The organism is Prochlorococcus sp. MIT 1327 (genome assembly GCF_047304785.1).
Classification (GTDB): domain Bacteria; phylum Cyanobacteriota; class Cyanobacteriia; order PCC-6307; family Cyanobiaceae; genus Prochlorococcus; species Prochlorococcus marinus_D.
The window spans coordinates 1,124,552-1,148,736 of record NZ_CP138972.1; the positions used below are offsets into that span (position 1 = coordinate 1,124,552).

General features: G+C 54.8%; 28 protein-coding genes. 19 read left to right on the plus strand and 9 right to left on the minus strand.

Going from position 1 to position 24,185, the window contains the following annotated elements:
- Positions 1-24 precede the first annotated feature (24 nt).
- Both SIB80_RS05485 and SIB80_RS05490 read left to right on the plus strand, forming a co-directional pair.
- Complete coding sequence (locus tag SIB80_RS05485; RefSeq protein ID WP_063418885.1) at positions 25-1,626, plus strand: bifunctional ADP-dependent NAD(P)H-hydrate dehydratase/NAD(P)H-hydrate epimerase; 1,602 nt, start codon at positions 25-27, stop codon at positions 1,624-1,626.
- Positions 1,627-1,738: 112 nt separating this feature from the next.
- Positions 1,739-2,680 (plus strand): RpoD/SigA family RNA polymerase sigma factor, encoded by a 942-nt coding sequence (locus SIB80_RS05490; protein ID WP_063418883.1) that lies wholly within the window; start codon positions 1,739-1,741, stop codon positions 2,678-2,680.
- Positions 2,681-2,741: 61 nt separating this feature from the next.
- On the opposite strand, the gene pdhA is transcribed toward SIB80_RS05490, so the two are convergent.
- Positions 2,742-3,833, minus strand: coding sequence for a pyruvate dehydrogenase (acetyl-transferring) E1 component subunit alpha (gene pdhA / locus SIB80_RS05495; RefSeq protein ID WP_063403366.1), 1,092 nt, complete (start codon positions 3,831-3,833; stop codon positions 2,742-2,744).
- Positions 3,834-3,937: 104 nt separating this feature from the next.
- Between pdhA and SIB80_RS05500 the strand changes: the two genes are divergently transcribed.
- The 9 genes from SIB80_RS05500 to SIB80_RS05540 all read left to right on the plus strand — a co-directional run bounded on the left by SIB80_RS05500 (position 3,938) and on the right by SIB80_RS05540 (position 12,095).
- On the plus strand, positions 3,938-5,923 hold the full coding sequence (locus SIB80_RS05500; protein ID WP_063418881.1) for an ARC6/PARC6 family protein: 1,986 nt from the start codon (positions 3,938-3,940) through the stop codon (positions 5,921-5,923).
- 69 nt (positions 5,924-5,992) lie between these two features.
- On the plus strand, positions 5,993-7,459 hold the full coding sequence (gene ffh / locus SIB80_RS05505; RefSeq protein WP_063418879.1) for a signal recognition particle protein: 1,467 nt from the start codon (positions 5,993-5,995) through the stop codon (positions 7,457-7,459).
- 81 nt (positions 7,460-7,540) lie between these two features.
- Entirely contained in the window at positions 7,541-7,909 is a 369-nt protein-coding gene (gene rpsP / locus SIB80_RS05510; protein ID WP_063418878.1) for a 30S ribosomal protein S16, read from the plus strand.
- An 8-nt stretch (positions 7,910-7,917) separates the two neighbouring features.
- Positions 7,918-8,889 (plus strand): PhoH family protein, encoded by a 972-nt coding sequence (locus SIB80_RS05515; protein ID WP_063418876.1) that lies wholly within the window; start codon positions 7,918-7,920, stop codon positions 8,887-8,889.
- 76 nt (positions 8,890-8,965) lie between these two features.
- The gene (locus SIB80_RS05520; RefSeq protein WP_011129731.1) at positions 8,966-9,706 is read left to right on the plus strand and encodes a Bax inhibitor-1 family protein; all 741 of its coding nucleotides are present in this window, start codon (positions 8,966-8,968) and stop codon (positions 9,704-9,706) included.
- Positions 9,707-9,820: 114 nt separating this feature from the next.
- Positions 9,821-10,699, plus strand: a complete 879-nt coding sequence (locus SIB80_RS05525; RefSeq protein WP_236065927.1) for an MFS transporter — start codon at positions 9,821-9,823, stop codon at positions 10,697-10,699.
- An 8-nt stretch (positions 10,700-10,707) separates the two neighbouring features.
- A complete protein-coding gene (locus SIB80_RS05530; RefSeq protein ID WP_063418873.1) occupies positions 10,708-11,001 on the plus strand; it encodes a carbohydrate porin in 294 nt (97 codons plus the stop codon).
- 21 nt (positions 11,002-11,022) lie between these two features.
- A complete protein-coding gene (locus tag SIB80_RS05535) occupies positions 11,023-11,187 on the plus strand; it encodes a hypothetical protein (protein ID WP_169189968.1) in 165 nt (54 codons plus the stop codon).
- A gap of 53 nt (positions 11,188-11,240) precedes the next feature.
- Complete coding sequence (locus SIB80_RS05540; RefSeq protein ID WP_063434802.1) at positions 11,241-12,095, plus strand: bile acid:sodium symporter; 855 nt, start codon at positions 11,241-11,243, stop codon at positions 12,093-12,095.
- A 132-nt stretch (positions 12,096-12,227) separates the two neighbouring features.
- On the opposite strand, the gene SIB80_RS05545 is transcribed toward SIB80_RS05540, so the two are convergent.
- Positions 12,228-12,749: a hypothetical protein gene (locus SIB80_RS05545; RefSeq protein ID WP_011826571.1), complete on the minus strand. Its 522-nt coding sequence runs from the start codon at positions 12,747-12,749 to the stop codon at positions 12,228-12,230.
- Here SIB80_RS05545 and era point away from each other — a divergent pair.
- The 4 genes from era (at position 12,720) to larB (ending at position 16,272) form a co-directional block, all read left to right on the plus strand.
- Complete coding sequence (gene era / locus SIB80_RS05550) at positions 12,720-13,751, plus strand: GTPase Era (RefSeq protein ID WP_011826570.1); 1,032 nt, start codon at positions 12,720-12,722, stop codon at positions 13,749-13,751. The two genes, SIB80_RS05545 and era, sit on opposite strands and share 30 nt — an antisense overlap.
- A 177-nt stretch (positions 13,752-13,928) precedes the next feature.
- Positions 13,929-15,161, plus strand: coding sequence for a tRNA (guanosine(37)-N1)-methyltransferase TrmD (gene trmD, locus SIB80_RS05555; RefSeq protein ID WP_074160117.1), 1,233 nt, complete (start codon positions 13,929-13,931; stop codon positions 15,159-15,161).
- A complete protein-coding gene (locus tag SIB80_RS05560; RefSeq protein ID WP_011129736.1) occupies positions 15,158-15,592 on the plus strand; it encodes a TIGR03792 family protein in 435 nt (144 codons plus the stop codon). Before trmD ends, SIB80_RS05560 begins: the two co-directional genes overlap by 4 nt.
- Positions 15,589-16,272, plus strand: a complete 684-nt coding sequence (gene larB / locus SIB80_RS05565) for a nickel pincer cofactor biosynthesis protein LarB (protein WP_063418866.1) — start codon at positions 15,589-15,591, stop codon at positions 16,270-16,272. Before SIB80_RS05560 ends, larB begins: the two co-directional genes overlap by 4 nt.
- On the opposite strand, the gene SIB80_RS05570 is transcribed toward larB, so the two are convergent.
- From SIB80_RS05570 to SIB80_RS05595, 6 genes are all read right to left on the minus strand, one after another.
- Positions 16,266-16,433 carry a hypothetical protein gene (locus SIB80_RS05570; protein ID WP_011826567.1) on the minus strand — a complete coding sequence of 56 codons (168 nt, stop codon included), beginning with the start codon at positions 16,431-16,433 and terminating at the stop codon, positions 16,266-16,268. The genes larB and SIB80_RS05570 overlap by 7 nt on opposite strands.
- A gap of 65 nt (positions 16,434-16,498) precedes the next feature.
- Positions 16,499-16,666 carry a hypothetical protein gene (locus tag SIB80_RS05575; protein ID WP_011129739.1) on the minus strand — a complete coding sequence of 56 codons (168 nt, stop codon included), beginning with the start codon at positions 16,664-16,666 and terminating at the stop codon, positions 16,499-16,501.
- 128 nt (positions 16,667-16,794) lie between these two features.
- On the minus strand, positions 16,795-17,772 hold the full coding sequence (locus SIB80_RS05580) for a DUF1517 domain-containing protein (protein WP_063418864.1): 978 nt from the start codon (positions 17,770-17,772) through the stop codon (positions 16,795-16,797).
- A gap of 25 nt (positions 17,773-17,797) precedes the next feature.
- Positions 17,798-18,010 carry a sulfur carrier protein ThiS gene (gene thiS, locus SIB80_RS05585; RefSeq protein ID WP_063418862.1) on the minus strand — a complete coding sequence of 71 codons (213 nt, stop codon included), beginning with the start codon at positions 18,008-18,010 and terminating at the stop codon, positions 17,798-17,800.
- Entirely contained in the window at positions 18,007-19,068 is a 1,062-nt protein-coding gene (locus SIB80_RS05590) for a thiamine phosphate synthase (protein WP_063418860.1), read from the minus strand. Before SIB80_RS05590 ends, thiS begins: the two co-directional genes overlap by 4 nt.
- A gap of 175 nt (positions 19,069-19,243) precedes the next feature.
- Positions 19,244-20,176, minus strand: a complete 933-nt coding sequence (locus tag SIB80_RS05595; protein ID WP_074160116.1) for a bifunctional riboflavin kinase/FAD synthetase — start codon at positions 20,174-20,176, stop codon at positions 19,244-19,246.
- A gap of 45 nt (positions 20,177-20,221) precedes the next feature.
- Between SIB80_RS05595 and SIB80_RS05600 the strand changes: the two genes are divergently transcribed.
- Positions 20,222-20,785, plus strand: a complete 564-nt coding sequence (locus SIB80_RS05600; RefSeq protein WP_063399584.1) for a DUF3611 family protein — start codon at positions 20,222-20,224, stop codon at positions 20,783-20,785.
- Here the strand turns inward: SIB80_RS05600 and surE are convergent.
- The gene (gene surE, locus SIB80_RS05605) at positions 20,770-21,579 is read right to left on the minus strand and encodes a 5'/3'-nucleotidase SurE (RefSeq protein ID WP_063418858.1); all 810 of its coding nucleotides are present in this window, start codon (positions 21,577-21,579) and stop codon (positions 20,770-20,772) included. The two genes, SIB80_RS05600 and surE, sit on opposite strands and share 16 nt — an antisense overlap.
- 70 nt (positions 21,580-21,649) lie before the next feature.
- On the opposite strand from surE, the gene pheS reads away from it, so the two are divergent.
- From pheS to SIB80_RS05620, 3 genes are all read left to right on the plus strand, one after another.
- Positions 21,650-22,657 carry a phenylalanine--tRNA ligase subunit alpha gene (gene pheS, locus SIB80_RS05610; protein ID WP_063418856.1) on the plus strand — a complete coding sequence of 336 codons (1,008 nt, stop codon included), beginning with the start codon at positions 21,650-21,652 and terminating at the stop codon, positions 22,655-22,657.
- 102 nt (positions 22,658-22,759) lie between these two features.
- Positions 22,760-23,668, plus strand: coding sequence for an NAD(+) kinase (locus tag SIB80_RS05615; protein ID WP_063403353.1), 909 nt, complete (start codon positions 22,760-22,762; stop codon positions 23,666-23,668).
- Entirely contained in the window at positions 23,665-24,183 is a 519-nt protein-coding gene (locus tag SIB80_RS05620; protein ID WP_328585568.1) for a DUF192 domain-containing protein, read from the plus strand. The genes SIB80_RS05615 and SIB80_RS05620 overlap by 4 nt, the downstream gene beginning before the upstream one ends.
- Positions 24,184-24,185 lie beyond the last annotated feature (2 nt).

Consider the following 24,185-nt stretch of genomic DNA (forward strand, 5'->3'; position numbering starts at 1 on the left):
AGTGAGGTCCCATGCGCTCCAGTCTTGTCCTGGCCACCATCGAACGCTGATCATCTTTTGGTTACTGCTGCGCAGATGGCAGCTCTCGAGGAGGAGATGTTTGCCAACGGCTTGCCGGTGGCTGCTTTGATGGAAAAAGTAGGCCAGGCGATGGCGGCTTGGTTTCGCCAACATCCTGAGTTGTTGGCAGATGGTGTGGTGGTGTTGGTGGGCCCTGGCCATAACGGTGGTGATGGATTGGTGGTGGCCAGGGAGTTGCATCTTGCAGGGGTGAAGGTCCAGCTCTGGGCACCTTTGCCGATCCGTCAACCATTAACGGCCCAGCATTGGACTTACGTTAAATCGCTTGGCATTCAGCAACTAGATCACGCTTCTGATGTTGCTGGTGAGCCTGTTTGGATCGAGGCTCTGTTTGGGCTGGGACAATCCCGCCCACTCCCTGAAGCGTTGGCAACGTTGTTGCAGGCGCGTCAGCGCTGCCAGCCAGGCAAGTTGGTGAGTTTGGATGTGCCTGCAGGGCTGTGTTCAGATTCCGGCATCCCTTTCCCAGGCGGCGCTGCCGTGGCGATGACGACGCTCACTGTGGGGTTGCTCAAGCAAGGCCTTATTCAGGATTCGGCGATCGATCATGTTGGCCGCCTGGTGCGGGTTGATATGGGCGTGCCGGAGATCTTGTTGAAGCAGTTGCCACAGTCGCAACCTCGGCGGCTCTGTTCTGCGGATGTGGCCACCCTTCCCTGGCAGCATCCAGCAGCAGGCGCGATGAAATATGAACGAGGGCGGGTGTTGGTGATTGCTGGTAGTGATGATTACCCTGGGGCGGCTTTCCTGGCCATTCAGGGTGCTATTGCTAGCGGTGCAGGCAGCATTCAAGCCGCTGTGCCTGTTGCAGTAGCCGATCAGCTTTGGCAAGTTGCTCCTGAAGTTGTTTTGGCGGCCGCGCTTGAGAGTTCTGCGGCAGGTGGCATGGCCGTTGCTCCTTGGTTGGCGAGTCATGATCTCAGCCGTTTCGATGCCGTGTTGATGGGGCCAGGCTTAGGTCGAGGTGGAGAACCTTGGTCAGTGCTGGCAGAACCGTTGCAGCGCTTTGCAGGCTTGTTGGTTTTGGATGCTGATGGTCTGAATCGATTGGCGCTGGCTACTGATGGATGGCAATGGTTGCAGCAGCGCCAGGGGCATACCTGGCTTACTCCCCATGCTGGTGAGTTCAGCAGATTGTTTCCGCAACTCAAAGCTCGGCAACCTCTTGATGCGGCTTTGGAAGCATCCCGGCTTAGTGGAGCAGCAGTGCTGCTCAAGGGAGCACACAGTGTGGTTGCGGATCCGTCTGGTGCCGCCTGGCAGCTAGCAGAGACAGCAAGTTGGGTTGCTCGTACTGGGCTCGGGGATCTGTTGGCTGGTTATGCAGCTGGCTTGGGATCTATGGATGCTGCTAAGGCTCAGGCTTGCCATTGCCAGGGTGAGTCTTTGGCCGTAGTGGCGTTGCTGCATGCGGAGGCTGCACGTCGATGCCGTCAAGGCAGCTCAGCAAGGTCTATCGCTCAGTCCCTTGCAGAACTCACGATTAGCTTGCAATCAAATGAATGTGATCAAGGGCACTTCAAAGGGTATGAATGCAAACGATAAATACCTAATTATCTCGATTCCCCTGCATGAATCCGAAAGCTTTTTTAAAGCTGCAGGGTTTTGCTGAAATTTGTAGGAAAATTTCCTTCCAAATAAATCAGGAGCCGTTGAAATGGTTTCAGCAGCGCCTAAATCAGCAGAAACACAGAGGCGTAGAAGTTCTGATCCTGTCAGCTGGTATCTCACAACGATTGGGCGTATACCTCTTCTTACCCCTGCTGAGGAGATTGAACTTGGCAATCAAGTTCAGACGATGATGAGTCTCACTCAAGACGGCTCACTTGAGCCTGATGATAAGGAGTTTACGACACATCAGCGTCGGATGATTCGCATTGGTCGTCGTGCCAAAGAACGAATGATGAAGGCCAATCTTCGTCTTGTTGTGAGTGTTGCCAAGAAATATCAAGGCAAAGGACTGGAACTCCTCGATCTCATTCAGGAGGGTTCACTTGGTTTAGAGCGTGCTGTTGAAAAGTTTGATCCAACCCGTGGCTATAAGTTTTCGACCTATGCGTTTTGGTGGATTCGTCAGAGCATGACACGTGCGATTGCGTGCCAGTCGCGCACGATTCGCCTTCCTGTACATCTCAGTGAAAGGCTGACCACAATTCGAAAGGTTTCTCTGGATTTGGCTCACAAGCTTGGAGCAATGCCAAGTCGCTCCGAGATCGCTGAAGCAATGGATATCCCTGTTGATGAACTCGATTCTTTACTGCGTCAGGCGCTAACAACCAGCAGTTTGGATGCGCCCGTGAATGGCGAAGAAGGACGAAGTTTTCTTGGTGATCTGATCGCTGATTCCTCTCTTGGGGAACCTCTCGACAAGGTGGAGCAGCGTATTCATCATGAGCAGCTCGGGCGTTGGCTCAGCCATCTCAGTGAGCAGGAGCAGCATGTCCTTAAGCTCCGTTTTGGTCTTGAAACCCATGATCGCCACACCTTGGCTGAGATTGGTCGCTTGATGGAAGTCTCGCGTGAGCGTGTTCGTCAAGTTGAATTAAAGGCCTTGCGCAAGCTGCGTAACCTCACGCGTAGGGTGCCCAACGGGATCTGAAACTGCCTTCCTTATCTTGTTGGCTTTGCTTGCTTCCAGTACTTAGTGCTCAAGAGGGCTATCAATCTTCAGCCCAGATGTAGCGAGTGAGTTCGTTGGGATTTGGTTCGGCTGCGGCAAGGGCAAACTCCACGCAGTCATTTACTTCGGCATCGATCTCTTTTTCAATAGCGCGTAGCTCTTCAGCACTCACCAAAGATTCAGAGGTGAGATCCTTCTCAAGAGCCTTTAGGGGATCTCGTTTTGCCCAGAATTGCTTTTCCTCTTCGGCGCGTAGTTCATCTGGATCAGCAAGAGAATGGCCACGGAATCGATAGGTGAGGCACTCCAGCAGGGTGGGACCTTCGCCAGCCCTGGCTCTTTTTATTGCTCTCTGAGTGGCAGCTCTTACGGCGAGAACATCCATGCCGTCAACCTCTTCGCCAGCCATCCCGAAGGCAGCAGCTTTTTGCCAGATTTCCGGTTCACTGGTGGCTCGCTCATGGGCCATGCCAATGGCCCATTTGTTGTTCTCGACAACGAACAGGATTGGCAGCTGCCAAAGCTGCGCCATGTTGAGGCACTCAAAGAACTGGCCGTTGTTGCAGGTACCGTCACCAAAAAAAGCTGCTGTTACAGCATTGCTGCTGGCATCACCCAGGGCATCCCGCTTATAGCGACTGGTGAAGGCTGCCCCCAGGGCGATGGGAATCCCTTCGCCGATGAAGGCAAATCCTCCTAGGAGGTGATGCTCTTGCGAAAAGAGGTGCATGGAGCCCCCACGACCTTTGCTACAGCCGGTTTCCTTGCCGAAGAGCTCACTCATTACTTCGCGGGCGGGTACACCGGCGCTAAGGGCATGAACGTGATCGCGATAGGTACTGCAAAACCAATCGTGCTGGCGTTTCATTGCACCGATTACACCTGTGCTAACGGCTTCTTGGCCGTTGTAGAGGTGAACGAAGCCAAACATTTTCCCCCGGTAGTACATCTCGGCACATTTGTCCTCGAAGCGTCGCCCAAGGGTCATGTCTCGGAAGAGTTCTAGGCCGATCTGACGATCAACCTTGGCGCGTTTGGAGCTGATTAGCGTGGAGATTCTCTCGCCATGGCGGCCGGCTGCCAGGGGTTTTGCCGTGGTTTGGCCTGAGCTCACGGAGGTTTTCTGGCTCATGACAGACGACCGTCATTCGAGTCACGACTGTAATGGTCCGTTGATTAGGAATGGGCAAAATCCCTTCCAATGTCTAGAGTTTTAGGCCAATCGCTGCGCAGCTGGTGGACCTGCCAATAGATCATTTCCGCTTGCTGGGTGTCAGTCCTTCGGCAGACAGTGAGGCGATTTTGCGGGCCTTGGAGTTGAGGTTGGATCGCTGCCCTGACCAAGGTTTCACCCATGAGGTCTTAATTCAGCGGGCAGAATTGTTGCGACTTTCAGCAGATTTGCTGACTGATCCGCCACGGCGTCAGGCCTATGAGACTGCCTTGTTGGAGCTCAGTCGTGATCATCCAGGCGAGACCGCCGGTCTTGATGTGTCACCTAGTAGAGAGGTGGCAGGGCTGATCTTGCTGTTTGAAGCGAATTCTTCTCATGAGGTTTTTCATCTCGCCTCTAAGGGATTGCAACCGCCCCAGTCCCCGACGCTAGGTAGCGAACGAGAAGCTGACCTTGCTTTGTTGTTGGCACTGGCTTGTCGGGCTGCAGCCGCTGAGGAACAGGAACAACGGCGTTATGAAGCAGCAGCGTCTCTTCTGCATGACGGGATCCAGTTGTTGCAGCGGATGGGCAAGCTCTCCGAAGAGTGCCACAAGCTTGAGAACGATTTAGATGCCCTTCTGCCCTATCGCATTCTCGACTTATTGAGTCGGGATCTTGGTGATCAGGTTTCTCACCAGGAAGGGCTGCGCCTACTTGACAACTTTGTCAGCCAGAGAGGAGGCCTTGAGGGAACGGCCCCATCGCCTGCACCTGGTGGTCTTGATCAGTCCGAATTTGACAACTTCTTCAAGCAGATCAGAAAGTTTTTAACTGTTCAGGAACAGGTTGATCTTTTCCTGCGCTGGCAGCAAGCCGGATCAGCAGATGCGGGTTTCCTTGGTGGGTTGGCTCTTGCGGCTGTTGGATTTTCGCGTCGGAAGCCTGAACGGGTGCAGGAAGCTCGGCAGCACTTAGAGAGGCTTCAACTGGATGGATGCGACCCTTTGCCGATGCTGGGTTGCTTGGACCTCTTGCTCGGAGATGTGGGCCGCGCTCAGGAGCGCTTTCTGCGCAGTACAGATCCTCGAGTGAAGGACTGTCTTAACAGCCACCCTGGCGATGAATTGGCTGCTTTTTGTGAGTACTGCCGCTCTTGGCTGCGAGGGGACGTGCTTCCCGGTTATAGGGATGTGGATGCTGAGGCCGTTGATCTAGAGGCTTGGTTTGCTGATAGGGATGTTCAGGCCTATGTGGAGCGCCTGGAACGCAGCGAAAATCGTGCTTCTTCTTTAGGTAAGGCCTTCTCAGGATCGTCTGTGAAGCAACCCTTCCCTTGGGCGCCTCTTGATCCCGATGGGATTTTGCCCCTCTCTCTTGGTGGGCCTGATGTTGGTCAACCTGCAGCTGACCAGAACTCTGATGAGTTTGCCAGCGATGGCATTGCATGGATTGATCGTTTAGCAGATCTGCCACGTCCGACGCGGCCGGTGCTGATCGGTTCGGTTGTCTTTGCGGCCCTGATTGCAGCCTTTGCAGGCTTCAGTTTGTTTGGCCAACGTCCTCGTACGTCAGTTAGTACGGCTGCTGATCAGCCTCAAGTCACAGCACCTCCTACAGCCACACTGCAAGAGGAGGTCCTCATGCCTCAAGTCCCTGTCAGCGCTGTGGTTGAGCCGCTTACTTTGGAGCAGCCGAATCAGGCACAGCTCAAAGGCCTGCTTCAGGCCTGGCTCAGCAACAAGGCAGTCGTGCTTGCCGGTGGCAAGAGTGATGCACTGCCTGAGGTCGCAAGAGATCCATTGGTGCAGCGTGTGGCGCAAGAGCGTGCCAGGGATGCTGCTTTAGCTCAGACCCAGAAGATTGCGGCCAGCATAAGCTCTGTAGAGGTGGTGAGTCGAACGCCGCAGCGTATTGAGCTGAATGCCGTTGTGACCTATCGCGATCAACGCGTTGATGCTGCCGGCAAGGTTGTTGACCAAACGCCCCAAAAAGATCTCTCGGTTACTTACATCCTTGGTCGTGATCCCGATCGTTGGCGCCTGCATGAATACATCAGCGGCAAATAATCACTGTTCTGCCTAAGTGCTAGCCATTGCTTTTTACGATGAGCTCAAAGCCCTTGGCACGTAGGCACCATGTTTGAAGAACTTTCAGCCCGCTTTGAAGATGCAGTTAAGGGGCTGAGAGGCCAGGCAAAGATCAGCGATACAAATGTTGAGGATGCTCTTAAGCAGGTGCGACGTGCCCTTTTAGGGGCTGATGTGAGTCTTGAGGTCGTGCGCGAGTTTGTCGAGGAGGTGCGGCAGAAGGCAGTTGGTGCGGAAGTGGTGCGAGGTGTGACTCCTGATCAGAAGTTTGTTCAGGTGGTGCATCAGCAGCTGGTGGAGGTGATGGGTGGTGATAACGCTCCCATGGCTGAGGCTGAAGATTCACCAACAGTGGTGCTGATGGCTGGATTGCAGGGGGCTGGCAAAACCACTGCAACAGCGAAGCTTGGACTTCACCTCAAAGATCAGGGTCAGCGGCCACTGATGGTGGCTGCTGATGTCTATCGGCCGGCGGCCATTGATCAGCTCCGCACCCTGGGTGAGCAGATCGGAGTGGATGTGTTCAGCCTCGGAGACGATGTCAAACCTGAGCAGATCGCGGCAGCAGGACTTGCCAAGGCTCGTGAGGAAGGTTTTGACACCTTGTTAGTGGATACGGCAGGTCGGCTGCAGATCGATACAGAGATGATGGAGGAAATGGTGCGAATTCGTTCTGCCGTAGAGCCCGATGAAGTGCTCTTGGTGGTGGATTCGATGATTGGTCAGGAGGCGGCTGAACTCACTCGAGCCTTCCACGACAAGGTTGGTATCACTGGATCTGTTCTCACCAAGCTGGATGGTGATTCCCGCGGTGGGGCTGCGCTTTCGATTCGCAAGGTGAGTGGTCAGCCGATCAAGTTCATCGGTACTGGAGAAAAGGTTGAGGCTTTGCAGCCTTTTCATCCGGAACGGATGGCCAGCCGCATCCTCGGTATGGGCGATGTGCTCACCCTGGTGGAGAAAGCTCAGAAGGAGGTGGAGCTTGCTGATGTTGAGAAGATGCAGAAGAAGCTGCAGGAAGCTTCGTTTGATTTCTCCGATTTCCTGCAACAGATGCGACTGATCAAACGGATGGGTTCTCTCGGTGGTTTGATCAAGATGATGCCGGGCATGAACAAGCTGGATGACGGCATGCTCAAGCAGGGTGAGCAGCAGCTCAAGCGCATCGAGGCCATGATTGGCTCGATGACTGCTGATGAGCGCAATCAGCCTGAATTGCTTGCTTCACAGCCTTCTCGTCGTCGTCGTATCGCTCGTGGGAGTGGCCATAGTCCCGCTGACGTGGACAAAGTTTTGGCTGATTTTCAGAAAATGCGTGGCTTTATGCAGCAGATGAGTAAGGGCGGTGGAATGCCTGGAATGGGTGGTGGGTTGCCCGGTATGGGGGGGGCTGGTGGTGGAATGCCTGGCATGGGAGGCGCAGGCATGCCAGAGCCAGCTTCAGGTGGTCGCGGTGGTGGATCCCCCAGGCGTCAGCGACCGGTGAAAAAGAAGAAGGGGTTTGGAGAGTTGTAATTGGTCGCAGGCTATGGTTGGTGTTTGGCGTGTGTTTAAAACACCGCTGAACCATCCACCTTTTACGAACTTAGGGCCACGATGATCAAGCTCCGCCTGAAGCGGTTTGGCAAGAAGCGGGAAGCGAGTTTCCGCCTTGTGGCCTGTAACAGCACCTCTCGTCGTGACGGTCGCCCTTTGCAGGAGCTTGGCTTTTACAACCCTCGCACGAAGGAAACGCGTCTCGACACTGAGGCACTGCGTTTGCGTCTTAGTCAGGGGGCTCAGCCCACTGATGCAGTTCGATCTTTGTTGGAGAAAGGCGGGCTGATCGAAAAGACCGTTCGACCTGCTCAGGTTGTTGGTAAGGTCAAGCAGGCTGAAGCTCGTAAGGCTGCTGCAAAGAATGTGGCCAAACAAGCTGCAGAAGCAAAGGCTGAGGAAACTCCTGCTGACAACACAGAAGCCTGACTTGTTGCATGGCCGGAGTCACCTCAGAGGGTCGCTTCGTTCTGGATCTTCCCGATACTGACGCTGCGCTAGCTCTTGCAGGCAACGGTGAACAGACCTTGCATCACCTTCAGGCCTTAACCGGGGCTTCTTTGGTGATTAGGGGGCTTCAGCTTGTGATCGCTGGCCGCCCTGCTCAATTGGAACGTGCTGCAGCAGTGGTTGAGCTGATCCGACCTCTGTGGCAAGAAGGTCAGGCAGTTTCAGCTGTTGACTTACAGGCAGCGCTTACGGCTCTAGATAATGGCCGTAGGGATGCTCATGCTCAGTTGGCTGATCAGGTGTTGGCCCGCAGTCAGCGAGGCAACCTGCTGAGGCCGAGGACATTGCGCCAGAAGGCTTATGTCGAGGCGATGGAGCGCCACGATCTCACCTTCGCTCTTGGGCCTGCAGGAACTGGTAAAACCTTTTTGGCCACAGTGTTGGCAGTGCGCATGCTCAGTGAGCGAAAGGTTGAGCGCCTGGTGTTAACTCGGCCAGCGGTTGAGGCTGGTGAAAGATTGGGTTTTCTTCCCGGTGACCTCCAGCAGAAAGTGGATCCTTATCTACGTCCGCTTTATGACGCTCTTCACGCCTTGCTCGGAGCCGAGAAAACAACCACATTGCTGGAGAAGGGTGTGATCGAAGTGGCCCCTCTCGCCTACATGCGGGGGCGCACCTTGGATGAGGCTTTTGTAATCCTTGATGAGGCTCAGAACACAACGCCGGCTCAGATGCGCATGGTGCTCACTCGGCTTGGGGAGCGTTCGCGCATGGTTGTCACGGGTGACACCACCCAGGTGGATTTGCCACCGGGTCAGCTCAGCGGTCTCGTGGATGCTGCTGAGGTGCTCGCTGATATCAATGGTGTCGCTGTCTGTCGCCTTACTTCTGCAGATGTGGTGCGTCATCCGCTGGTGCAACGGGTTGTGGATGCTTATGCACGCCGAGATCAACGATAGGGAGACCCGCACTCAACAAACTCAGCAAATTTTTTTTTTGATGGCAAAGTAAAGGGGTTACGTGATCTGGTGAGCCATGCCGGCAAGCAGCAATTTCCAGGAGGCCATTCGCGAGGCGCAATCCAGCGCCTTGGTTGGCCCCAATGTCGTTAACAAGGCCCTGCCCTATGTGGGTGGTGGCATGGTGCTCACCGCCGGTGGCGTGTTGGGAGGGATCGCCACTGTTCAATCGATGGGTTGGCAAGCTTTCCAGCCCTTGTCGCTGATTGCGATCATCCCCTGGTTCATCCTTTTCTTTGTTGCCCAGAATGCAGCAAAAAAAGGCAATAACGCCACCGCTCTACCCCTGCTGGCCACCTTCAGCCTGTTGACGGGGTTCACCCTCACTGGTTTGGTTCTTCAGGCTGTTGCCGTTGCTGGTGCGGCCTCTATCGGTATCGCCGCTTTGGCGACTGGTCTCACCTTTGCGATTGCCTCGGTTGTTGGTAGGCGCATGAGCGACAGCGTCGGTCAGGCCCTCTCAGGAGTGGTTGGTCTTGGTCTGATCGGCCTGATCATCGCCATGGTGGTGCAACTGATTGGCAGCATTTTTGCTCCGCAGGTTTTCGCGATAGGCACCTTCGAATTGATGATCGCCGGCTTTGGCACGGTGCTTTTTGTAGGCATGGCTTTCGTGGACTTCTACACGATGCCTCGCACCTACACGGATGATCAGTACCTTTCAGGTGCTTTAGGGATGTATCTCACCTACATCAACCTGTTTATCTTCATTTTACGTCTAATCATTGCCATTCAAGGTGGCGGTCGACGTAACTGAACTCAGCGAGAAGAATTCTTTAGCCCCGCACAGGCGGGGCTTTTTTGTCGCTTGATTCAGTTGAGATCTGTTGCGGTACTGGTTGCCGGCTTGTAAATCAGGGCTGCATTGCAGTTGGCAAATAAGCAGCTTTTGGACCCCTCTAATCAGCTTTCTGATCAGAGGAATAAGAGACGACGTTTACGTTTCATTCTTCAGATCGCAATTTCAGCAGCCTTAGGAGGGTTTCTCTTTGGCTACGACACGGCAGTGATCAATGGAGCTGTCGGTGAGATCGGTACCGCCTTCACCGTCTCCAAGGAAACCCTCGGTTTTGCGGTGGCCTCAGCTTTGCTGGGTTCCGCCTTGGGAGCGTTCACCGCTGGCTGGCTGTCCGATCGAATCGGTCGTCGCAACAGCATGCTGGTTGCTGCGCTGATGTTTCTTGCTGGTGCCATCGGCTCTGCTCTTGCCCCAACGATCACCACCTTGATCATCTGGCCGGTCGTTGGTGGTCTGGCCGTCGGTTTCGCCAGTGTGTTGGCGCCTGCTTATCTCGCCGAGATCTCTCCTGCATCAATGCGTGGACAGCTTGGCTCACTACAGCAGCTGGCGATTGTTATCGGTATTTTCCTGGCGTTGCTGTTCGATTACGTCATTGTTCTTTTTACTTCTGATCAGAATCCCGTTTCAGTGATCGGTCCTCTAGCTGCCTGGCGCTGGATGTTCATGTCTGAAATCATCCCCGCAGCTCTTTACGCAGTACTGGTGACCGGCATTCCAGAGAGTCCTCGTTATCTCGTGCAGAAAGGTTTGACGCAGCGTGCGAAAGCGGTGATTGAAAAAACGCTGAATGAACTTGCAGATCAGGTGATTGCCAGGATCCAGAGCAGCCTCGTTAACACCCATCAAGGCAAGTTAAGTGAACTGTTCGATCGGCCACACCATCCTGCTGCCGATCATCTGGACCGGCGTGATGCTGGCGATCTTCCAGCAGTTTCTGGGCCAATTTAACTTGTGGTTTGACTCAGAGCGTCCAGGATGTTCCCAACACTTATGCAGGAGGCTGGGTCGGCAAAGGTCTGTTCCGCAATCGCCCTCATGATGCCGTTGTGATCGGACTGGCCAATGCCAACTGGAGCCGAGACATCCCTGATGGACCGATTTGGGAATCAGCCCTGGAATTGGGTTATCAGTTCATGCTCGGCAGCAATGTCTCGATTCAGCCGGGGGTTCAATACATCTTCAATCCGATGGGCAAGGGCGATGTGGATGATCCTTTGGTGCTCGGTCTGCTGATGAGCTTCTCTTTCTGATTGGTGAATTGGCCATCGGAGATGGCGGCTTCAACACGTCAGCATCGCCTTAATTTGCGCCAGATCAAACGGGATGACTATTTCTATCCCGATCAATTTTCGATCACGACGGCTACGGCGACTGCCCTGATCATGATCGGAGCAGTTGCCTTGGTGTTGCTCATTCAAGGCGCTCAGACCGGCTGAATTTGTTCGTTCTTATGGCTTCTCTTTTGTCCCTTTAACACACAACTGTATTGATGGACGGACTGATTCCTGGAGCACTATTCCTGATCATGTTCGCGCTAGGGCTCAACCTGCGCGACAACCACTTTGATCTGATCCGAAACCGCTCAGCATTGTTGCTGCGCGTCTTGCTGGGCACCTGCGTGCTGGTGCCGTTGGTAGCGATGATCATTCTCTGGCTTCCGCTCAGCTTTGAGTTATCTCAGCCTGCGAGATTGTCGATTGCTCTGATGGCGGTTTGCCCAAGTGCTTCGCTCACACTGCGCAAAGCGGGAAAAGCAGGCGGCAATGCTCAGATGGCTGGCTACTTGCAGATGGTTGTGGCGATTGCGGCGATTATTTCAATTCCCCTGATGGCTGAGTTGTTCACGACTGTCTTTAAAGGGCAAGGTTGGGAGATCAGGCCTATCCATGTAGCGATGAATGTGGGCCAGGTTCAGATCCTGCCGTTGTTGTTAGGTCTGTTGCTACGCCGCTGGTTACCAGCTTGGTCCGAAAGTGCTGAGCCGTTCTTCAACAAGCTTGCCAATTTGCTGCTGCTGCTGGTCCTGGTGGTGATTCTTGTTAAGGCCTTTCCCTTACTCATTCCTTTCGCCAGCAAGAACCTGCTGGCGTTGGCATTGATGGCCGTCATGGTGATCGCATCGTTACTGATCCGTTATCTGCTAGCGGGGCCGGACCCCAAAGAGCGAACCACTGTTTCACTGGTGACCTCCCTGCGAAATCCATGCTTGGCACTCTTGTTTGCCCAGATCAATGCTCCGCAGATGCTTGAACTCAAACTATCGATCCTGACCTATTTAGTGCTCACAATTATTTTTTCGATTCCTTTCTTGAATTGGCGCAAGCGGTTGGCGATGGGAACTTGAGCTGTTTCTGTTATTTCCACTTTTAACTTCCACTGTTTTATTTCCACTGTTTGCTATCAAGCTGAGCCCAACCTGATAACTAGATCAATAGACAAATCAACATGCCAGTCAATCAGCCATTGCTAAAGCCATTCATGTTTCTGCGATGGCCTCGATTGAGGCTGTAATGGCTTGCTTCTGCTCGTCGTCATAACCCCAGCGATTGAGGAAGGCGACATCTTCCCCACGGGTGTGCTCAACAGCTTCAAGCAGTTGTTCCAGTCTTGTTTTGACGGACTTCGGTTCGAGCAGACGCAGTAGTTCAGTGCAGCGGGATGTCACTCTCTTCGATCCAGCCTGCTGTGTCATATCGCCTGCGCGTTGATGGTGCATGGCCATCGCCGTGCTCATCGCTAGGTTGCGGACGGTCAGGTCAACGACACCGTCTCCAGCAGCCCTTAATTGCATCACCAGGGCTTCGGGGAGGCGATCCATCAGTGGGGAATCCCCTGCCAGGCTCACCACAAAGAATCCACGGGCGCCATCACGACTGGCCACCAATTCCGAGACCCGGTCGGCGAGGACTTCATCACTGAGTTCGCCCTCTTCCCATAGCCTCAGCCACTGAGCGGTGATTTCAATCGCTTGTTCAAAGCTTGGCGCTGGGGTGCTCATGGATGTTATGCATGCTTTCAGTCAGGCTATGGGGCCACATTGAGCCAGGTCATGTCGCCTGAGGCCATGGAGTCTCTCCCTGAGGGATATCGTTCCGGTTTTGTCGCTTTAATTGGCAGGCCCAATGTGGGCAAATCCACCTTGGTGAATCAGTTGGTGGGAGAGAAGGTGGCGATTACTTCTCCTGTGGCGCAGACAACGCGCAATCGGCTGCGGGCCATCGTCACCACCCCCGAGGCTCAGATGGTGCTAGTGGACACCCCTGGGATTCACAAACCTCACCATCTGCTTGGTGAACGGCTGGTGCAAAGCGCTCGTGCAGCCATTGGTGAGGTTGACCTGGTGTTGCTTCTGCTTGAGGGCTGTGAACCACCCGGCCGTGGTGATGCTTTTATCGTGGAACTGCTACGCCAGCAGGATCTGCCTGTGTTAGTTGCTCTTAATAAGTGGGATCGTGTTGCTGAGCAGCAACACGATCCGGCGGAGGAGGCTTATCGGCAGCTGTTGGCAGACTCTGCTTGGCCGCTCATACGTTGCAGTGCGATTAGTGGTGAGGGATGCAATGGGCTTGTAGAAGCTTTAGTGGGGCAGCTGCCACTAGGCCCCCAGCTCTATCCAGCTGAGATGGTGTGTGATCAGCCGGAGCGGGTGCTGCTGGCTGAACTGATTCGCGAGCAGGTGCTGATGCATACCCGTGAGGAGGTGCCCCATAGCGTGGCGGTGAGCATTGATCGGGTTGAAGAGATGCCTGTTGCAAATGGACGTCCTGGCAAACAGGGGAGGACGGCTGTGTTGGCCACCGTGCTGGTGGAACGCAAGAGCCAGAAGGGGATCCTGATCGGCAAGGGAGGCTCGATGTTGAAGACCATTGGTCAGGGAGCGCGCTTGCAGATGCAGACCTTGATCGATGGTCCTGTTTACTTAGAATTATTTGTGAAGGTGGTGCCTGATTGGCGCTCTAAGCCAGCGCGATTGGCGGAGCTTGGTTTTGAGGGCAAGTGATTATTGCTCGTTTCAAATGGGCGGCTGAGAGGATTGATGAATGATTGATCTTCCAAACCCTTTTTTAAAGTCTTTTGGGCTGAGGTTATTTCTTCAGGGGTGCTCTGATCAGCGGATGAGCTTGCCTAGTGTCTGTGCGCAGATCCGTTGGTTCTCCCATTTAGCAGCCTGAAGGAGATGGCGCCTTTTCGCCTCGATGTAGTGACTTTGGTGCCACAGGCGTTTACTCCTCTTGGTGAACTCGGGGTGATTGGTCGTGCGTTTGCCTCTGGTATCGCTGCCTTGCACACCCATAATCCTCGCGATTACACCACGGATCGCTACCACAAGGTTGATGATCAGCCTTATGGCGGTGGTGCTGGCATGGTGCTCAAGCCAGAACCAGTCTTTGCTGCTGTTGAGGCGATTCCTGTTCAGTCGCGACGGCGGGTGCTGCTTCTGACCCCTCAGGGAAAACCGCTATGCCAGAAGGATTTGCATCGTTGGGTAGTGCAACACGATCAGCTTGTGCTGATCTGCGGTCATTACGAAGGTTTTGATGAGCGGATTAGAGGTTTGGCAGATGAGGAGGTGTCTGTAGGGGATTTTGTGCTCACCGGTGGTGAGCTGCCAGCCATGACGGTGATCAATGGGGTGGTGAGGTTGTTACCGGGAACTGTTGGAACGGCAGAGTCGTTGCAGGATGAGAGTCATAGCGATGTTCTCCTCGAGCATCCTCACTACACAAGGCCAGCGAATTTTCGCGGCATGGTTGTTCCAGATGTGTTGCGCAGTGGTGATCATGGTGCGATTGCTCTGTGGCGACAGCAACAGCGGCAGCTGCGTACGCAGATGCGTCGTCCGGATCTCTATGTTCGCTGGTCTGATCAGCAACAATCGCCAACACTGACAATGGAGTCCCATGGTTCTGCCTCCATGCAGTTTCGTATCGGCAACGGGTATGACATTCATCGCTTAGTGCCCGGCCGCCCCTTGATTCTTGGTGGAGTGACACTTGATCATCCCGATGGGTTGGGGCTCGATGGTCACAGCGATGCTGATGTTCTTGTTCATGCGCTGATGGATGCCTTGCTTGGGGCTCTTGCTTTAGGCGATATCGGTAAATATTTTCCGCCGGATGATCCCCGCTGGAAAGGGGCCGATAGCTTGATGCTGCTTGAGCAGGTTGTGGCTCTGGTACGAGATCGCGGCTGGCAGATTTTGAATGTGGATGCTGTGGTGGTGGCTGAGCGTCCCAAGCTCAAGCCTCACATCAATTCGATGCGCAGCAACCTGGCACAACGGTTGGGGGTGGAATTGGATGCCGTGGGTGTGAAGGCCACCACCAATGAAGGGCTTGGACCGGAAGGTCGAGAGGAGGGGATGAGTAGTCAGGCAGTCGCACTGTTGCAGCAGATAGGCCTGACATGAATTGCAGAAGCTTGTCTAGGTTGATTTCCTTTGTTCTTAGCTTTCTAGTGATGTTGTCGGGTCATCCTGATGTCGCGATTGCCGCTCGTCATGATCCTGATGGCGGCGATGACGTTGCTGTCGTCGAGCATCTGCGCATCAAGGTGCCGGCCCATGCACGGGAGGCTTGGCTCAAAGCTGAGCAGGGCAGTTGGGAACCCTGGCTCGCGAAGCAGAGTGGCTATCTGGGGCGGGATATTTTTTGGGACGCTGAACAGGAGGAGGGCATCTTGCTGATTCGTTGGGCCAGCAGAGAACAGTGGAAATCGATTCCACAGGCTGAGGTGGATGTGGTGCAGGCACGCTTTGAACAGCTGGCCCGTGAGGCCACAGGTCAGGCCAGTAGTCATCCTTTCTTGCTGCAATTTGAAGGCGAATTGGTGCCTCAGTGACTGAGCCGCAGGTACGGCTGGATTTAAAGCGGCGGCAGCGGCTTGGCATGGTGGAGGCGATCTTTGGTGAACACAAGACCAGTGAACAGATCGCAGCATGTCTGAGTCGTCTTGAGGCTGCGGGTGAACTGGCCTTGGTTACGCGGGTTGATCAAGCCAAGGCGGCGGCCGTGGCAGATCTGCTTAGCAATGTGCAGTTTCATGCTCAGGCTCGTTGCCTCACACTCGGAGATCCGGCAATCTTGCTGCCTGCACTTGGTGAGGTCGTGGTGCTTAGTGGTGGTACCAGTGATTTGCCTATAGCGGCGGAAGCCGCTTTGGCGTTGCGTTGGCATGGCATCCAGAGTGAACTCTTGCTGGATGTGGGTGTTGCTGGTTTGCAAAGGCTTCTCGATCAGTTGGTACGGCTGCAACGAGCCAAGGTACTGATTGCCTGCGCAGGCATGGAGGGTTCACTGCCGACTGTGTTGACAGGGCTTGTGCCACAGCCTGTGATTGGTGTTCCCGTGTCAGTGGGTTATGGGGTCAGTGCAGGAGGCCGTACAGCCCTTGAGGGAATGCTCGCCAGTTGTGCACCTGGTCTGGTGGTGGTGAATATTGATAATGGCTATGGAGCTGCTATGGCGGCACTGCGCATCCTTAAAGCAGCCATCACAGGCGAAGTAGCTGTCAATCAATAATCAGGATCGTGAGACAGCAACTGGTGAGAATCCTGGGGGCTGAGTTCAAGTAGCTGTTCAACCCAGAGCTTCATTGATCGTGGCAAGCGATTCTGTTCGTAGCGCATTAGGGCTTCCGCCAAAACGGGTGTATTCACCCAATGCAACGAACGTGAACCCATGCATTTTTCTTGATTGAGCGAACGATGGGGTACCTAATTGAATCGCGCAAGGGGAGTGGCGGGATTCACTCTGTTTCTTCGTATTTGGCACCAAGTCGCCATAGTTCATTGCTGTGACTTGGCAATTCAACATCACGCAAACGGCGAACTAGTTCAAATAGATCACCACGAGCCAATTCACCATTGGTTTGCCATTCCATTGCACGGGGGTCAGGTCGGGACGCGGCAGACAAGGTGGGTGCAGGAATGTGTTCGAATCAAGGTATCAATACTTAGGCCTTGTGTTTGGTTCATGACGATCATTCTTTGTGGAAGATTTTGTGAAGACCTGTCTTTGGACCTTCTTGATCGGGGTATGCAATCAGAGGTGCTGCAGGTTGGGGTAGGACGTCACAACCTCTTCTGCGCTCAGAACATCACCTCGACCTTCGGGTTGCCAGATCACCTCCAGGGCCATCAAATCAGTTGAAGAGGTGGATCCAAGGATGCGAAGGCTTTCTCGTAGCTGCTCGCTGCTGATTGATTCACTCAGTTTGATGCGGCTGCTGGATGCAACCAAAATCGTGACGACGATGTATTCATTTGCTGCATCGGCCTCGCCGGCGCTCTTTTCTGAAAGCTCATCAGTTCGTCGTTCACCGGCAACGTTGGATGTCACCTCCGCTCGCAATTTGCTGCGTTCGGTCATCGAAAGACGGTTAAATGTGGATTCTGCGGAAGCAAACGGCACGCTGCCGGTTTCTACATTTGCGTAAACCCAGAGCTCTGGCTGACGCAGAAGGGCAAGGGTGGTTTCCTGCAGAACCCGTTGCAGCCCGCTTGAGCTGCCTGTTTGCGCTGAGGCCGCAAGCTCGCGCAGGTCTTCCTGCAGAGCCTTGGCGCTGGCCAGAAGCCCTACTTGCAATTGCAGCATGGTGACTGGGCCAGCCGCAGTGGGCCGTTGAGCGAGTTCGCCTGAACTATTGAGGGCGGCATTTCCCCTGCCACCACCACGTACGGCATTGACCAGAACGCCCACAATCGACATCAGAATTAGGAAGCCAAAAAGGCCGCCGCCACCGAAACCAAATATGGGAATGAGGAAGGGAAAACCGATGCCACCTCCGCGGTAGCCCCCGCCGTATCCTCCATAACCTCCTCCATAGCCGCCGCGCATACCACCGCTGCTGCGTGGCATTGAGGGTGCACGGAAGCTTCCCCCTCCGATGCGTCCACCACGAGCGGCATGGCTTGGCTCGGGTTGAACCAGAATCAAGCCTGCTACAAGGAGCGGCAGCAATAGAGCCGTCAGCCAGCGGCTGAGCGTGCGTCTGGAGGGAAGGTTTGGCAAGCTGGCCAAAACGTTGCGGCGGTTGGTTTGAACTCTAGGAACCTCCGCCGACGATAGTGACGATTTCAAGTTGGTCCATCTCCTGCACCAGCTGCTCCTGCCAGTGATTTGGTGTCAGGATCGTGCCGTTGAACTCCACAACGACAAGGCGAGGGTGGTAGCCCAGCTGTTCGATCACGGCCGCCAGCGAGGTTGGTATCGGTTCTGGCTCGATGTCCCTGATTTCACCATTCACCATCAGTTTCATCTCAGAGCCTCCAGTAGTTGAAGGCTGGTAGCGGCAGGATCTTTGGAATTCATGATCGCTCCGATCACAGCGATTCGCTTTGCTCCGGCTTGACGTACTGCTTCTAGGTTTGAGATGTTGATGCCACCAATGGCAAACCAAGGTAGCTGGGTGGCTTTAGATGCCTCCTTCACATAGGCAAGCCCAATTGGTTGTCGTTCCGGTTTTGTGGCTGTGCTGTTGACAGGTCCCACTCCTAGATAGTCGCAACCTTCTGCTTCAGCTTTTTGAAGTTGGGCAAGGAATTGGGTGCTTCGACCCAGTAGTCGTTCGCTGCCGATCAACCCCCTTGCTACGTCTGTGGGGAGGTCGTCCTGGCCGAGATGAACGCCATCGGCGTCCACCGCAAGGGCTAAGTCGATTCGGTCATTAACGATGAATAGCGCCCCATGCTTTCTGCATAGGCTGGCCAGTTCTTTTGCCTGAGTCAGTCGTTGCAAGTCGCTAGCTTCTTTATTGCGGTATTGCACCATGTCGATGCCAGCGACTAATGCTGCGTTCACTGTCCTGAGCAGATCGTTGCTATTTAGATCGGATTGTGATGTCGTAATCAGGCAAAGATGGCAGTCCTGTAGTTGTTGGCGTCTCTTTTTGCCTGCGTTGGCCTGCAGCACGGTCACCTCTAGGTCGTAGAGGCCATAGCGGATTGCAGCAGCGCTGGCGGCCAGCTTAGGATCTGGCTGACGGGCGAACTCTTCAAGCACGCGTAGAGCTTCTTGAACGCGTGCGCAGTTGGCTGCCACAACATGCCATGGTTCGTGTCGCTCTTGTTGAGCAGGATGACTGAGGCCGATCCCTTGATCTGTAGCAGTGGAGCGTGCCTGTTTGTAGTTGTCGTGATGATGGCGACCCAGTCGCTGACGCCAGTCTTTGAGAGTCACCACAAGGTCTTCACGATCTAGGCCGAAGCGGCACCAGTCTTCGACGACTCGCAATCCTTCCCGAGCTCGATCGAGGTTGGCATCGATCAGCTGAGCCACACGTAGATCTGCGATCGGGGCGAAAGGCATCGATTTCATGGCAGTCTTGGCACAATTGCATCCCCATTCCGATCATGGACAACAGTGGTTCAGATAGCACCATGAACGTTCTGATCTGGGGGGTTGTTCTTTTAGGTGGGATCGGGGTGTTCATTGTTTGGGGTTTGACGAATGCTTATCCCACCCCTGCTTGATCTTGCCTTTTAACGCTGACTTATCGGGCCTTCAATTTGCTGCGTGCTAGGTCTGCATCGCGGCCAATCTGGGTGCTGAGTTCTTCAAGGTTTGCGAAGCGTTGCTGGCCTCGAAGTCTCTGGATCGGTTCAACCAAGATCTCGCATCCTTCCAGGTCCATTTGCTGATCCAGCAAATGGACCTCTACGGCGGAGGGCGATGTTGGATCCACTGTGGGTTGGGGGCCCAAATTCATCACGGCAGCAAGGGGTTCGCTTTTATCTTTGACTGATGCCCAGGCCGCATAGACCCCAAGGCCTGGCAGGAATTTGCGCCCATCAACTTGCAAGTTGGCTGTAGGCCAGCCCAGTTTTCGCCCAAGGCCGCGGCCGCTGACGACAAGGCCGCGGAAGCGATAGGGCCGGCCCATCAGGGTCGTTGCTACCTGTAGATCGCCTTCGCTCAGAGCGGAGCGAATGCGGCTGCTGCTCATTCGCCCCTCTGTGTCTTCCAGGATTGGCAACACCATCACTTCCACTCCGGCGGCTGAGGCGAGTTGTTGCAAGGTGGTTGTGTCGCCCTCACGATTACGTCCAAAGCGGAAGTTGGCCCCAACGGCAATGCGCTCTGCTTTGAGGGTGTGGATCAGCATTTGCTTTACAAAGGTTTCGGCACTGAGGGATGCCAGCGCACGATCGAAGGGCACCAGCACAAGTTGTTCGACACCAAGCGGAGCGAGGAGGCAGGCTTTTTCGCTAGGCAGGTCCAGTCGTAATCGTGGTTCGCCATAGAGCACTTCGCGAGGATGGGGCCAGAAACTCACCACCGTTGGCACGCCAGGCGCATTGTTTACAACAGCCTCAATAACGCGGCGATGCCCAGCATGAAGGCCATCGAAACTACCGAGGGCAAGCGCTGTCGGGGTTCTTGCCTGCTGAGGGGAGCAGAGAGGAATCAAGGTGGCCGTGCACATGGCGCGCGTAGATGGCAAGTTTGAACGACCGCCGCAAAAACTCGGATGGCTGACCCTCTCGATCTTCAAATGGTTTCGCTCGGGTTGCGCCGCATGGGATGGATTCGTTTTTGGATACAGACAATCCTTGGGGTTGTTGTCGTTGGCGTGCTGTTGTTCAACAACATCGGCAGCAGCTTGGCCCGCAACTCTGAGCGAGCGCTAGGGCTTGGTCCTGGCTTGTCACTGACAAGCTTGGCGTTCTTGTTTTTGCTCTACAGCCTTTGGCAGGGTTGGCTGATCGTTCGCCTCGGTAGGGCTCTCAACAGTGCTGTTCGCCCCAGTCGTGGTGAGACCAGCCGTCTGCTTAAACGGGGCGTGATTGTTGATCTGCTCGGGTTGGTGTTCTCCTCCATTGGCTATCAATCGTTGGCTGGAAGTTTGTTTGTACAGGCGTCGATGCAAGCGCCGGGAATCTCGATTGGTGCAGGGCGTTCTGCATTAGATAATTACCCGATCACCTCCTTGGAGATGCTTTCGGTTCTAAGCAACACCCAGGTGTTATTTGCGCATTTGGTTGGTCTGATCTTTTCGCTTTGGTTGTTGCAGAGGATTTATCGCACTGGTTGATTGGCTACGCATGCTGCTGGTAGAGCAGAAAGATCACCACGCCAAAACAGATCGGGTTGGATGGGTGTCAAGGAGGGGGCATTTGTTTCGATTTGGGCCACGTCGCTGGGCCAGTCGCGTGGACCATCGCCGGCGGTCTCAAGATCTTTCACCACTTCTCCTGCTAACCAGAAGTAGGTGCGGCTGTGCGGATCGATACGTCGACTGAACTGTTCCTCGTAGTGGCGTATTGAAAGGCGAGTCCAGCGCAGTGATCCCATCTGCTCTGGATGGCAGGGGGGAATGTTGAGGTTAAGCAGCAGGTTGTTGGGCCAGTTGTCTGCCAATGCATTCTCTGCAACATCCATCGCTAACTCGGCAGCAGCCTGGAAATCCCTCCATTGGAAGCAGGCGACGCTCACCGCAAGCGCCGGCAATCCCTCAAGGGTGCCTTCCATGGCTGCGGCCACCGTGCCTGAACAGAACACATCAGTTCCTAAGTTGGGGCCATGGTTGACCCCAGAGAGCACTAGATCGGGCTTCTCTGCCAAGAGTTCCGAGAGGGCCAGTTTGACGCAATCTGCCGGCGTGCCACTGCAGGACCAAGCCGTCACACCTGGCCCATAGAGCTCATCGACGCGTTCGGCTCGGATGGGGGTATGGATGGTGAGGCCATGGCCGGTAGCAGAGCGCTCATGGTCGGGACAGACCACTGTGACCCTATGGCCGCGGCTGGCGGCGGCAGCGGCTAGGCAGCGGACGCCTTCAGCTAAAACTCCGTCATCATTGCTAATCAGAATTCGCAACGGAGTCATCTCCTCGTATCCACTGCGGGGAACTTAATCATGATGACTGCCTAAAGTCAGTGGCTGCGATCTTTTTTCAGTGAGCGCCACTATCTCCTTGCAGCAGCTCACCGACCAGCTTGATGCCCTCGAGGCTGAGGCGGTGTCTGCTATCGCTGCTGCCGCAGATGCGGATGCCTTGGAGCAATTGCGCGTGAGCCTGTTGGGCAAAAAAGGTCGCTTGTCTGGTGTTCTCGGGGCGATGGGCAAGCTCCCTAGTGAAGAGCGACCGCTTGTTGGTCAGCGCGCCAATGTGCTTAAAACACAGGTGCAAAACCTGCTAGGGGAACGGTTGCAGGTGGTGAAAGCGGCAGCTTTGGCTGATCGGCTGCTGCAGGAAACGATTGATGTCACTGCGCCTGCCAGTGGCATTCCTGTGGGCCATCGCCACCCCTTGATTACAACAACTGAGCAGATCGTGGATCTGTTTTGTGGTTTGGGCTATCGGGTGGCTGAAGGCCCGGAGGTGGAGACCGATCACTACAACTTTTCCGCCTTGAATATTCCCGAGGACCATCCTGCTCGAGACATGCAGGACACGTTCTATCTGGGCGGCAATCTGCTTCTTCGTACCCACACCTCGCCTGTGCAGATTCGTTATCTAGAAGAGAATTCGCCGCCGGTAAGGATTGTGGCGCCAGGCCGGGTTTATCGGCGTGATGCAGTGGATGCGACCCATTCGCCTGTCTTTCATCAGGTTGAGGTGTTGGCCATTGATGAAGGCCTTGATTTCAGCCATCTGCGCGGCACGGTGATGGCTTTCCTCAAGGCATTCTTTGGCGATATGCCGGTGAGATTTCGGGCTAGTTATTTCCCCTTTACCGAACCATCGGCAGAGGTGGATGTGCAGTGGCGTGGGCGTTGGCTGGAGGTGATGGGTTGCGGCATGGTTGATCCAGCAGTGTTAGAGGGCCTCGGGCTTGATCCAGAGCGCTGGAGTGGGTTTGCGGCAGGCCTTGGTGTGGAACGCTTCTGCATGGTGCGTCATGGCATCGACGACATTCGCAGGCTTTATACGAGTGATTTGCGCTTCCTTGAGCAGTTTTGAGTCGATAGCCGATCGTGTACTGGATGAAGCATCGCCGTATTGCATCATCCAAAAACAGCTGAATCCCCATAAAGTGAGCTCGTTCTTTGCTTCATTCGATCGGTGCCCTGTGTCGGACTGATCGTTAATGACGGCAAAGAGTTGGCGGTAGAGACCGCATTGACCCTGCAGTCGCGGCTTGAACAGGCTGGTATCGAAGTGGTCAGAGCAAGTAGTTCTGGCGGAATGGTTGGCTTTGCCAATCCAGATCAGCATTTGCGCCTGCTTGGTTACAACGCATGCGTACCTGAGGGATTCGATGCCTCGATGGCACTGGCGATTGTTCTGGGTGGTGATGGCACCGTGCTTTCGGCGGCACGGCAGACAGCTCCTGTGCAGGTGCCAATTCTCACCATCAACACCGGACACCTTGGCTTCCTGGCGGAGGCCTATTTGGCTGATCTCGATCGGGTGCTTGAGCAGGTGCTTAACAAGCAGTGGACGATTGAGGAGCGTTGCACCCTGGTGGTGAGTGTGTTGCGCGGTGATCAGTGCCGCTGGGAGGCACTCTCTTTGAATGAAATGGCCTTGCATCGTGAACCGCTCACCAGCATGTGTCACTTCGAGGTCGCGATCGGTCGCCATGCGCCGGTGGATATCTCTGCTGATGGTGTGATCCTTTCAACTCCTACGGGATCAACGGCTTATGCACTCAGTGCAGGAGGCCCGGTGATTACACCTGAGTGCCCGGTGCTTCAGCTTGCACCGATTGCCCCTCATTCGCTGGCGTCAAGAGCGCTGGTTTTTAGCGACCAGGAGCCAGTGACTGTGTTTCCAGCGACGGCTGATCGCTTGATGATGGTGGTTGATGGCAGTGCGGGTTGTTATGTGTGGCCGGAAGACCGAGTACTGATTCGTCGTAGTGATCATCCTGTGAGATTTGTGCGCTTGGCAGATCACGAGTTCTTCCAGGTGTTGCGCAACAAGTTGGGCTGGGGTTTGCCGCATGTTGCCAAACCTGATCGACCATGACCTGTAGGGCCCTCTGCTTGCAGTGGGGGAAGAGATTGCGGTTCCCTTTGCTCTGGGGAGGGCTGGCGGTAGGTCTCAGCGTTCTTTCATCTATTGGGCTCCGGGCAGCACCCTCGCCTCAGTATTTGCCTCTCGAGGCTCAATGGTGCCTGAAAAGCGGTACTTGTTTGTTATTGGAGGTAGCGGATAAGGCAGAGGAACAGCGCTTGGGATTGATGCAGCGCCCTGCCTTGCCATCCGGCCAGGGCATGTGGTTTCCGTTTCAGCCTGCGAGGCGATTGCGTTTTTGGATGCACAACACCTTGGCTGCGCTTGATATGGTGTTTGTGAATCAGGGTCGCGTGATTGCGATTGAGGCGGCTGTGCCTGTTTGCCCGCATTTGCCCTGCCCGAGTTATGGCCCGAAGCTGCCGGCGGATGGAGTGGTGGAGTTGGCGGCCGGGGAGGCAGCACGGCTATCCATCAAGGTTGGTGATGTTGTGCAGATTCAACCTTTGCCGAAGCCTTTTGATTAGCA

Excerpts from the sequence above, each read along its gene's own strand:
- SIB80_RS05540 (WP_063434802.1), top strand. The coding sequence starts at position 11,241 with ATGGACGGACTGATTCCTGGAGCACTATTCCTGATCATGTTCGCGCTA.
- SIB80_RS05545 (WP_011826571.1), bottom strand. The coding sequence starts at position 12,749 with ATGAGCACCCCAGCGCCAAGCTTTGAACAAGCGATTGAAATCACCGCT.
- SIB80_RS05570 (WP_011826567.1), bottom strand. The coding sequence starts at position 16,433 with ATGGGTTCACGTTCGTTGCATTGGGTGAATACACCCGTTTTGGCGGAA.
- SIB80_RS05490 (WP_063418883.1), top strand. The coding sequence starts at position 1,739 with ATGGTTTCAGCAGCGCCTAAATCAGCAGAAACACAGAGGCGTAGAAGT.
- SIB80_RS05620 (WP_328585568.1), top strand. The coding sequence starts at position 23,665 with ATGACCTGTAGGGCCCTCTGCTTGCAGTGGGGGAAGAGATTGCGGTTC.
- SIB80_RS05595 (WP_074160116.1), bottom strand. The coding sequence starts at position 20,176 with ATGTGCACGGCCACCTTGATTCCTCTCTGCTCCCCTCAGCAGGCAAGA.
- SIB80_RS05600 (WP_063399584.1), top strand. The coding sequence starts at position 20,222 with ATGGCTGACCCTCTCGATCTTCAAATGGTTTCGCTCGGGTTGCGCCGC.
- SIB80_RS05590 (WP_063418860.1), bottom strand. The coding sequence starts at position 19,068 with ATGAAATCGATGCCTTTCGCCCCGATCGCAGATCTACGTGTGGCTCAG.
- SIB80_RS05520 (WP_011129731.1), top strand. The coding sequence starts at position 8,966 with ATGCCGGCAAGCAGCAATTTCCAGGAGGCCATTCGCGAGGCGCAATCC.
- rpsP (WP_063418878.1), top strand. The coding sequence starts at position 7,541 with ATGATCAAGCTCCGCCTGAAGCGGTTTGGCAAGAAGCGGGAAGCGAGT.
- SIB80_RS05560 (WP_011129736.1), top strand. The coding sequence starts at position 15,158 with ATGAATTGCAGAAGCTTGTCTAGGTTGATTTCCTTTGTTCTTAGCTTT.
- SIB80_RS05535 (WP_169189968.1), top strand. The coding sequence starts at position 11,023 with ATGGCGGCTTCAACACGTCAGCATCGCCTTAATTTGCGCCAGATCAAA.
- thiS (WP_063418862.1), bottom strand. The coding sequence starts at position 18,010 with ATGAAACTGATGGTGAATGGTGAAATCAGGGACATCGAGCCAGAACCG.
- trmD (WP_074160117.1), top strand. The coding sequence starts at position 13,929 with ATGGCGCCTTTTCGCCTCGATGTAGTGACTTTGGTGCCACAGGCGTTT.
- surE (WP_063418858.1), bottom strand. The coding sequence starts at position 21,579 with ATGACTCCGTTGCGAATTCTGATTAGCAATGATGACGGAGTTTTAGCT.
- SIB80_RS05515 (WP_063418876.1), top strand. The coding sequence starts at position 7,918 with ATGGCCGGAGTCACCTCAGAGGGTCGCTTCGTTCTGGATCTTCCCGAT.
- pdhA (WP_063403366.1), bottom strand. The coding sequence starts at position 3,833 with ATGAGCCAGAAAACCTCCGTGAGCTCAGGCCAAACCACGGCAAAACCC.
- ffh (WP_063418879.1), top strand. The coding sequence starts at position 5,993 with ATGTTTGAAGAACTTTCAGCCCGCTTTGAAGATGCAGTTAAGGGGCTG.